Source organism: Neobacillus drentensis, from assembly GCF_036962765.1.
Lineage (GTDB): Bacteria > Bacillota > Bacilli > Bacillales > Cytobacillaceae > Neobacillus > Neobacillus drentensis_C.
The window spans coordinates 1-8763 of the sequence record NZ_JBALOS010000048.1; the positions used below are offsets into that span (position 1 = coordinate 1).

Consider the following 8763-nt stretch of genomic DNA (forward strand, 5'->3'; position numbering starts at 1 on the left):
ATTCAAAACGCTGAATATTCCTATTTAAACTACATATTTTCTTATTTTACTTTAAGTCATTATTATCGTCTATATAATATTTTTTCAAAAAAAAAGACTAACTGCGATTAGTTAGTCCGTTTACTATATCTAAATTATGAATGGAATGTACGACTATACAAGGTATACTTTTCAATCTGCTCACGATTTGGTTCATATCCAATACCAGGTTGTTTTGGAATCGTAATCATCCCATCTTCGACTATTACCTCTGGATCAATAATATCTTCCTTCCAGTAACGGGCAGAAGCAGCGGTATCACCTGGAAGTGAAAAATTAGACAGGCTGGTTATCGCGATATTATGTGCCCTTCCAACTCCAGCTTCAAGCATACCTCCACACCAAACCGGAATCCCATTCGCCGCACATAAATCATGGATTTTTTTGGACTCAGTTAAGCCTCCGACACGGCCTATCTTAATGTTAATAATTTTACAGCTTCCTAGATGAATTGCCTTTCTCACATCTTCAACATTATGAATACTCTCATCCAGACAAATGGGTGTCTCTATTTGTGCTTGAAGCTGTGCATGATCGACAATATCATCATAGCCCAATGGCTGCTCGATCATCATTAAATTGAATTGATCCATTGCCTTAAGGGTATCGATATCAGCTAAGGTATAGGCGGTATTTGCGTCAGCCATTAATGGAATATCAGGGTAGTGTTTTCGAATCTCTGCTAAAATATTTAAATCCCAACCCGGTTGAATTTTCACCTTGATACGTTTATATCCTTCTTGTAAATGGCTCTCAATCAAAGCTAATAATTCTTCGATAGTATCCTGAATCCCGATGCTGATGCCGACTTCAATCTTTTCTAATGTTCCTCCAAGGGCACTCGCAAGACTTACTCCTTGCTGTTTAGCATAAGCGTCCCAAATCGCCCCTTCAAGGGCAGCCTTTGCCATATAATTCCCACGAACATGAAGAAACCGTTCGGAGACCTCATCAGGATGAGATATCGGCTCTTTTAGAAGAAGTGGAATCATAAAATCCTCCATCATATGCCAATTGGTTTTGACAGTCTCTTCCTTATAAGTGGCATCAATCGCAGCCACGGATTCAGCCCATCCTGTAATACCATCCTTTGTTTTGACTTCGACCAAGATAAAATCTTTATCATATTCTGTCCCTACAGCTGTCGTGAAGGGGTGTAAAAGATCCATTTTCATATGTCTTAACACAATTCGTTGTATTTCCATCTATATATCCCTCATTCCGTTAAGTACGTTTCTTAGATATTACATAGTGATGAAGGTAAGTATGATCACTCTTCCGTAATGCAGTAACCATCCACCCTTTACTCAGATAATGGGTAAAAACCTTGCGGGTTTTCATTCGCCATTCCAATGCAGCCTTCAAATTATTCGATTTAATGGATTGGAATTGATTTGGGACGGGTACATACAGGACATCTGCATCCTCGTAATCAAGAAAGACAGACTTCGGAACCGGAAATCCCTGGGCATCCATTTCCACATCAATTAATAGCGGCACTTCATAGAGATCTGCAGAATCATCCCTCCGCTTCGACGTTGCACCAGCTATGTTCCATTCCACTAAAAAGCGATCAGAAGGCAAGCCTGCATTAAGGATATCAGGCATTTCACCATAGCAATTCTCAATATACTGCGTACATACTCCACCTAATTTGCTTAAATTAAGGTAGCCATTGACTGTTTCCAGTGGATCATACGTCCACGTGATTAGTTGATAGCCCATGTTAAGTGCTTCTTCACGCTGCCTTACCTTTAATTTTTCTCCGATCCCTATTTTCCGAAAATCGGGGTGAATCCCCATGCTATGCGAACATAGATAAACAGTTTTACCATCAAATCCAGGAAAGCTATACTGGAATCCAATTAAACGAGCTCCAGAAAAAGCTCCAATCACCATTCCGCCATTTTTAACAACAGCGATACTATGGTTAACTGGGACCGGATCCTCGTCAGCCCATACCAAACTTTCTAAGTCTCTAACGGCAGTCAATTCTTCTGCCGTTTGTAACATACGTAATATAATCGGATCTTGTAAATCCATTTTGAGTAACCTTCCTCCTGTTACTTAATTAGATGACACTTTTATTTTTTGAAGCAGCATTATAAAGTAGACTAGTTAATATTTTCGTTCCATAAAGGAGCGCCTTCTGATTAAACTGCATGTCTGGGTGGTGAAGTCCAGGACGCAAGTCACAGCCTAATCCAAGCATGGTCGCCTTTACCTCCGGATTTTGAAGGGTATAGAAGTGAAAATCTTCGCCCCCTTGTGATATACAGTTGTCCTCTACATTTTCTTCACCCATGACAGCGGCAGCTGCATCCTTTGCTATCTTAATAGCCTCCCTATTTAATCTTGCGGCAGGTACAAATTCTTTCACAGTTCCGCTTATACGTGTCCCAGTCAAAGCACCTACCTTCTCTAGCAAGTCCAATGCTCGGGACTGCAGTTCATCCATTGCTTCATTGGTTGTTGCCCGTAAGTCCAAAATATAATTTGCGGTTTCGGGAATGACATTGGAGGAACCTCCGCCAGCATGTAAGCCTGTCATTTTAATAGAAAAAGAATCCTGGTTTTTTAAGCGAATGTTTTGCAAGGCCTGGATTAAGTAAGATGCAGCTTCGATCGGATTGTTGCCATCCTGTGGACGGGATGCATGTGCTTGCTTCCCCTTAATTACCCCGTAAATGGTGGCACAGGCGCTATGAACAATCGCAGGAGCTACTTTTCCCATTGGAACTTCATCCCATGGACGAAGATGAACACCAAATAAGTAATGGACACCATCCAAAGCTCCTTCTTGCATCATTTGTAGTGCACCCTCACCTTTCTCCTCTGCTGGTTGAAAAATGAAACGAACCGGCTTCGATCGATAAGGTTTACAAGCCGCAAAAGCCAATGCTGTATGTAGTACCATAGTGCTGTGGGCATCATGCCCACAGGAATGATTGGGTTGAACCTTTCCATTCACTTCCTGTAATAGGGCATCCATATCGGCACGTAAAGCGACTATCTCGTTGCCTTCTCCTGGAATATCGGCAACAATACCAAAATGCCCTTCGTATGTTTTAAATGGTATCCCCGCTTCAGTTAATACTGCCTTAATAAAGTTTGAGGTCTTTTGTTCCTGCCAGCTTGGCTCAGCCATTTGGTGCAGTTCAGCATATGTCCTTAGAATCGCTTGTTCCTGGTCGTTAATAAAATCAATAAGCTGGCTCATAAAATATCTCCTCTCCTTTGGTCATTCAACAAAAACACCATAGTTCGAGTAAAGCTCTTCTAATTTCTGCTGTCTTGCTTGGATCTGATCCGAATTTTTCACTTTCATCCCGGCAATGATAAAATCCAACAAAATGATCGCTGGTGTGATCGAATGGGCGGCCGATTCGGAATCTTCCTCCGTTGTCAATGTATAATCAGCGATTCGACCGATTGGAGACAATAAACGATCTGTAACACAAATTAATGGAACTCCCTGTTTTTTGGCACACTCTGCAATATGCAGGGTTTCCTTCGAATAACGAGGGAACGAGATTACAAATAAAACAGAGTGATCACTTAAATCGCCCAACCGCTCATAAATCTCTCCCGTTGAGGGGCAAAGCGTGACTTGATCGCGTAGAGAGTGAAGTTGAAAAGAAAACCAGTGGGCTGGTGCATAGGATGCACCCATTCCCAAAATGAAGATTCGATCTGCTTTGATTAATTCATCAACGACCTTCCATAGTTCTGTTTCATTGAGCTGATGATTCGTTTGTCGTTGGGAAAGGATATCCTTTTCCAAGATTTCTGTGAATAGAGAGGTGTGCTCTTCTACTCGATTTTCGATTTTCGGATCTGAGCTAAATGGATGCAAACTTTTGTTTACGATCTGCTGCTGAATGTAATGCTGCATATCGCTAAAACCATTAAATCCCAACGCATATGAAAGACGGATGACAGTGGTTTCACTAACTTCTACCTTTCGTCCAATCATCGTAGCTGTGTTAAAAGCTGCTTCATCCAGTTTCTCTATTAGATGTTTTGCTACTTTTTTTTGCCCTGGAGACAAAGTTTCATATTTTTCCTTAATCATCGTTTCAAAGCTTTTCATACGTTCCTCCTATTCATGCAGGAAATGCTTCATAATTTAAATTTGTTGCAGTAACTTCTTTATTGTTTTTTATTATACTTTAATTGTTGAATATTTAGAAATCTTTTTTTAAAAAAATTCAAAAAAGTCTCAGGCATCCTCCAGTAATTGGATGGTAGCTGGCACGATCAAAATAACTTTCACCATTTTTTCATAATAACCCCTCTATTATCAAAAGGGTGATCATCTCTTCTTATATTTACCAAAGCTTTTATACTTCCATTCATCTGTTTAAAGAAACGACAAGCACAACGTTTCCCAGCAAATTGCCCCAATAATTTGTACATTTTTTTTACTGAAGTAGCCTCTTGTTCCAGTTATTTTTTATTTTTCAGGAAGAAACTGTTTATATACATAAAAAAAAGACCATCTTAAAAGATGGTCTTTAAACGCGTTTTGTTCCAACGTATCTTGGATGCCAGTATGGGTTGTTTGTAGTTGTAATCATAACTCCTTTTGATGAAGAAGCCATAATCATTTTACCATTCCCGATATACATTGCAACATGTGTCGGTCTACTTGCCTTTGTTGGAGCAAAGAACATTAAATCACCTGGTTGTATATAAGAATAGATACGATATCCATTTCCATAGAACATTTGAGCGGCTGTACGGTTTAGCGTTCTTCCAGCTTTTGCATATGAAAATTTTACAAGCCCTGAACAATCAAAACCGCTTGGTGACATTCCGCCCCAACGATAAGGTACGCCTATATGAGACTTTGCAACCGTAACTGCTTTTGTATTATAATAAGCTGCTTCCGCTTTATCACCCATGTTAGCAAACAAAGAGCCAGAAGAAACGATAAGAACAAATGCTACGATGAATTTCTTAAGCATGATTGTTACCTCCTAGTGTGATTTGGTAGTTTAAATATACTAGAAAGGTGTAACAATGACATCTCAGCAAAATTACAATTTTATTACAAAATTATATTGATATAATTTTATGCTTGTGACAGTTGTTCAATAAGAATATCAACAGCCTTCATTAACAGGGCCAAATTTATTATTGTATATTAAATTTCTCTTTTTCAACAATATCCTTAACAATGTCTTCAATGGAAACATTTCCTAAGACCTTTTCCATTGCTAATTGGGCTGCTGACAATATAGGAGTGATAGATTCTTGAATGTTCCTGCCCACAAGACAATTAGGGTGCGTATTTTCATGCACACTAAATAATTCCTTTTCATGGACCACATCAACTGCTTTATAAACGTCTAGTAATGTTATATTAGATGGTTCCTTTGCTAGTTTTGCTCCAGCAATACCTGGTTGTACTACGATTAACCCTGCTTTTTTTAGCATACCCATAATTTTTCTTATTAAGGTTGGGTTTGTGTTTACGCTTCCTGCTAAAAATTCCGATGAACTTATCCCCTCTTTATTTAATTCAATAAGAGCTAATATATGAATACCAACGGAAAATCGTGTGCTGATGGACATATTCATTCACCTACTTCATATATGATTACATTGATTACACAGAACCAACATGTATTTAATTTGATTACAACGTATTATACCTTACTATTCGTCAAAAATAAAAAAACTTTATTAAATCAGTTGACAAAAAAACAAGAAGTATCTATTATGAATACAGGTATTCAAAATGAATACAAGTTAAATTTGAACGTTCTATTAGGATGATATTAAAAAATATAATTGGAGGTATAGAAAATGAAAGTGTTAGTAACTGGAGCAACAGGAAAATTGGGGACAAAAGTTGTAGAAACATTATTGAAAACTATTCCAGCAAATCAACTTGCTGTGAGTGTTCGTAACCCAGAGAAAGCTGAAGGATTACGCGCTCGTGGTGTAGAAGTTCGCGAAGGAAATTTTGACCGTCCAGATACACTGGATTCTGCTTTTTCAGGTATCGACAGGCTATTAATTATTTCTGCAGATGGGGACAATGAAACCAGAATTAAACAGCACAAAAATGCGGTTGCTGCAGCAGAGCGTGCTGGAGTTAAATTTATTGCTTATACTAGTTTAGTGAACGCACAGGAAAGTAAAAACTTCCTTGCTCCTACACATAAGGCAACAGAGTTAGCTATCCTAAAAACAGGCATTCCTTATTCTTTCTTACGCAATAATTGGTACATGGAGAATGAAAGCTCCAGCATCCAGGCTGTTTTAGCAGGAGCCCCTTGGGTAACTTCTGCAGGAACTGGAAAAGTAGGTTGGGCGTTACAACAGGATTATGCTGAAGCTGCCGCAACAGTACTATCAGGGAACGGTCATGAAAACACAATTTACGAGCTTTCTGGAAAGTTATTAACTCAAGAAGAACTTGTATCTTCACTTGGTACTATATTGGGTAAAGACGTACCTGTACAACAAGTGGATGATACTACTTATGCTGACATTATGAAAGGTGCTGGTGTACCAGATTTCCTCCTTCCTTTTCTTGTTAACATTCAAAAAGACATTCGAGAAGGTACCCTCGAAATCGAGAGTAACGATTTTGAAAAACTTTTGGGACGTCCAGCTACACCTATTAGTGTGGGGCTAACTCAGATCGTAAAAAGTATATCTTAAACAATATTGAATATAATTAAACCGACCCTTTTCCATTAGATTGGTCGGTTTTATTTTTTGTAATAAATATTTTACCACTCATTTGGAAGCCAGATCTTAAATAAAATGCTTTATGATTGCTCAAAAAATAATAGTCAATCTAAATACTCACTAGCAAGACTAGGGTTTAAGTACCTTGCCATTCCTGATTTTGTTCTCTTTAATCCAAGGTTCTTATAAAATCCTTTATCCAGAAAGAATTCTGAACTTGTCTATTTTTTAGAACCAAAAAACCGAATATCAACCTCTGATATTCGGGGCCTATTTTCTATATACTCCTTCTACCAACGTCCAATTGCCACAAATATTGCTAGCACTAATAAAATGATATTCATCCCGATTGCCGAATTTTCTTTCCTCTTTGCGTGAAATCCTGCGGCCAGAATCATGACTACCCCAAGTGCAATAGCAGCAATCGGTGTAAGTATAGGTGCGGTTCCTATCGTATAAGGTAAAATCAAACCAAGTCCTCCAAGTAGCTCGGCTACCCCGATAAAGATAACCAATCCTTTTGCAGACTCTTTTACCCAAGGCATGCTCGACTTAGCTTTCTCATATTGAAACGCCTTCATAGATCCGGCCATAATAAAAGCTAATCCTAACATAATTTGAACAATCCATAACGCAATATTCATGACTCAACCTCTCCTTTTCACAATGTTCTTGGTGTAATGATTTATCGCAGACCATAAAACACGACGACAGTAAAAATAAGAATGAAAGGCATCATAGCAACCCCAAAACCTTGACAACATTGAAGTGTGTGAATACTGCACGAGCCATAACAACCGTAAACAATATAGGAACTTTCTTCCAATTCCTCCTTGTTTTGACTTAGCTTATACGGTTATAATAATCCCTAAGAAGTCTTCTTGGAAGTAGGCACATTAATGTGACATAGTATACAAAAAGATACCTTAATGGAGGAATCTACATGTCCACTGAATGTAATGGTACGATTGAAACGGCTCTTGATATTCTTGTTGGAAAATGGAAGCCAGTTATTCTTTATCATATCTTAGATAAGGGAACTTTACGTTTCAGTGAACTTCAACGATTAATCCCAGATGTAACGAAAAAAATGCTCACAACTCAATTAAGAGAATTAGAATATCACGATATTATTAATCGGAGAGTCTATGCACAAATTCCTCCAAAAGTTGAATATTCAATTACCGAATACGGAAAAGGATTAATGCCACTTTTGGTGTCAATGCATAAATGGGGGTTGACACATATATTGCACTTAGATGAGCTTTACGGGGAAAAAAAATAGAGGATGGCAATTAAAAAAGGAGCCATTCTACTTTTGTAGAAAAGCTCCCGTTTTTTGGATTAATTATTACAAGGTTAAGACTTACTTAGTTCAAATTTTGATGATCTACAATCTCCCAATTGCCACCTACCTGTGGATTATGGGAAATTTAGACTGACTTTACAAAATTAATAAACGCATCTACCTTACTATCTAAGAAACGAAGTGTCCCCTCATCAACCAACTGACCTGTTTGTTCATCAAACTTCTGATTCGCCAAACCAATCAGTACCTCATTTCCTCCTGGTGGAAGAATTTTAGCCTGAATCCCAGGTGCAGCTAGAATTTCACGTAAATGCATTTGAGCCCGGACTGTACCGAGCATGCCAAGAGTCACGCCTAATGCCATTACTGGTTTACCAATAAAAACCTTGTCGACCCTAGAAGCCCAATCCAAGGCGTTCTTTAAAACACCTGGTATGGACCAATTGTATTCTGGAGTAATGATGAGAACACCATCTGCGCTTGCAATAGACTCTTTAAATTCTTTTACTGCTTGTGGAGGGGTATTTTCCTCGTCCTGGTCAAAATGAGGCAGAGACCGGATATCCGTAATTTCCATGTCTATTTTGCCCTTATAACGGTCTTGCATGGTTTTAAAAAGATGCATGTTATAAGATTCTTTTCTTAAACTACCTACGATTGTTACGATTTTCATGATGACCCTCCAATGTATTTTTAATCATTTTTGT

General features: G+C 38.4%; 10 protein-coding genes. 2 read left to right on the plus strand and 8 right to left on the minus strand.

Annotation, left to right across the window (positions count from 1 at the left end):
* Positions 1 to 134: 134 nt before the first annotated feature.
* The 6 genes from menC to V7137_RS08195 form a co-directional block, all read right to left on the minus strand.
* On the minus strand, positions 135 to 1244 hold the full coding sequence (gene menC / locus V7137_RS08170) for an o-succinylbenzoate synthase (protein WP_335697627.1): 1110 nt from the start codon (positions 1242 to 1244) through the stop codon (positions 135 to 137).
* A gap of 19 nt (positions 1245 to 1263) precedes the next feature.
* Positions 1264 to 2082 (minus strand): GNAT family N-acetyltransferase, encoded by an 819-nt coding sequence (locus V7137_RS08175; protein ID WP_335697628.1) that lies wholly within the window; start codon positions 2080 to 2082, stop codon positions 1264 to 1266.
* Between the two features lie 28 nt (positions 2083 to 2110).
* Complete coding sequence (locus V7137_RS08180) at positions 2111 to 3259, minus strand: amidohydrolase (protein ID WP_335697629.1); 1149 nt, start codon at positions 3257 to 3259, stop codon at positions 2111 to 2113.
* Between the two features lie 21 nt (positions 3260 to 3280).
* Positions 3281 to 4132 (minus strand): MurR/RpiR family transcriptional regulator, encoded by an 852-nt coding sequence (locus V7137_RS08185; protein ID WP_335697630.1) that lies wholly within the window; start codon positions 4130 to 4132, stop codon positions 3281 to 3283.
* Between the two features lie 424 nt (positions 4133 to 4556).
* Positions 4557 to 5009 carry a C40 family peptidase gene (locus V7137_RS08190; protein ID WP_335697631.1) on the minus strand — a complete coding sequence of 151 codons (453 nt, stop codon included), beginning with the start codon at positions 5007 to 5009 and terminating at the stop codon, positions 4557 to 4559.
* A gap of 169 nt (positions 5010 to 5178) precedes the next feature.
* The gene (locus V7137_RS08195) at positions 5179 to 5619 is read right to left on the minus strand and encodes an Rrf2 family transcriptional regulator (protein WP_335697632.1); all 441 of its coding nucleotides are present in this window, start codon (positions 5617 to 5619) and stop codon (positions 5179 to 5181) included.
* 234 nt (positions 5620 to 5853) lie between these two features.
* Between V7137_RS08195 and V7137_RS08200 the strand changes: the two genes are divergently transcribed.
* Complete coding sequence (locus V7137_RS08200) at positions 5854 to 6717, plus strand: SDR family oxidoreductase (protein ID WP_335697633.1); 864 nt, start codon at positions 5854 to 5856, stop codon at positions 6715 to 6717.
* A 320-nt stretch (positions 6718 to 7037) separates the two neighbouring features.
* Here V7137_RS08200 and V7137_RS08205 read toward each other — a convergent pair whose 3' ends face one another.
* Entirely contained in the window at positions 7038 to 7391 is a 354-nt protein-coding gene (locus V7137_RS08205; protein ID WP_335697634.1) for a DoxX family protein, read from the minus strand.
* A 299-nt stretch (positions 7392 to 7690) separates the two neighbouring features.
* On the opposite strand from V7137_RS08205, the gene V7137_RS08210 reads away from it, so the two are divergent.
* On the plus strand, positions 7691 to 8032 hold the full coding sequence (locus V7137_RS08210; RefSeq protein ID WP_335697635.1) for a winged helix-turn-helix transcriptional regulator: 342 nt from the start codon (positions 7691 to 7693) through the stop codon (positions 8030 to 8032).
* Between the two features lie 148 nt (positions 8033 to 8180).
* Here the strand turns inward: V7137_RS08210 and V7137_RS08215 are convergent, their stop codons facing one another.
* Positions 8181 to 8729 (minus strand): NADPH-dependent FMN reductase, encoded by a 549-nt coding sequence (locus V7137_RS08215; RefSeq protein ID WP_335697636.1) that lies wholly within the window; start codon positions 8727 to 8729, stop codon positions 8181 to 8183.
* Positions 8730 to 8763 lie beyond the last annotated feature (34 nt).

What these genes read in the sequence shown, in the direction of transcription:
- menC (WP_335697627.1), bottom strand. Translation starts at nt 1,244, where the DNA reads ATGGAAATACAACGAATTGTGTTAAGACATATGAAAATGGATCTTTTA.
- V7137_RS08175 (WP_335697628.1), bottom strand. Translation starts at nt 2,082, where the DNA reads ATGGATTTACAAGATCCGATTATATTACGTATGTTACAAACGGCAGAA.
- V7137_RS08180 (WP_335697629.1), bottom strand. Translation starts at nt 3,259, where the DNA reads ATGAGCCAGCTTATTGATTTTATTAACGACCAGGAACAAGCGATTCTA.
- V7137_RS08185 (WP_335697630.1), bottom strand. Translation starts at nt 4,132, where the DNA reads ATGAAAAGCTTTGAAACGATGATTAAGGAAAAATATGAAACTTTGTCT.
- V7137_RS08190 (WP_335697631.1), bottom strand. Translation starts at nt 5,009, where the DNA reads ATGCTTAAGAAATTCATCGTAGCATTTGTTCTTATCGTTTCTTCTGGC.
- V7137_RS08195 (WP_335697632.1), bottom strand. Translation starts at nt 5,619, where the DNA reads ATGTCCATCAGCACACGATTTTCCGTTGGTATTCATATATTAGCTCTT.
- V7137_RS08200 (WP_335697633.1), top strand. Translation starts at nt 5,854, where the DNA reads ATGAAAGTGTTAGTAACTGGAGCAACAGGAAAATTGGGGACAAAAGTT.
- V7137_RS08205 (WP_335697634.1), bottom strand. Translation starts at nt 7,391, where the DNA reads ATGAATATTGCGTTATGGATTGTTCAAATTATGTTAGGATTAGCTTTT.
- V7137_RS08210 (WP_335697635.1), top strand. Translation starts at nt 7,691, where the DNA reads ATGTCCACTGAATGTAATGGTACGATTGAAACGGCTCTTGATATTCTT.
- V7137_RS08215 (WP_335697636.1), bottom strand. Translation starts at nt 8,729, where the DNA reads ATGAAAATCGTAACAATCGTAGGTAGTTTAAGAAAAGAATCTTATAAC.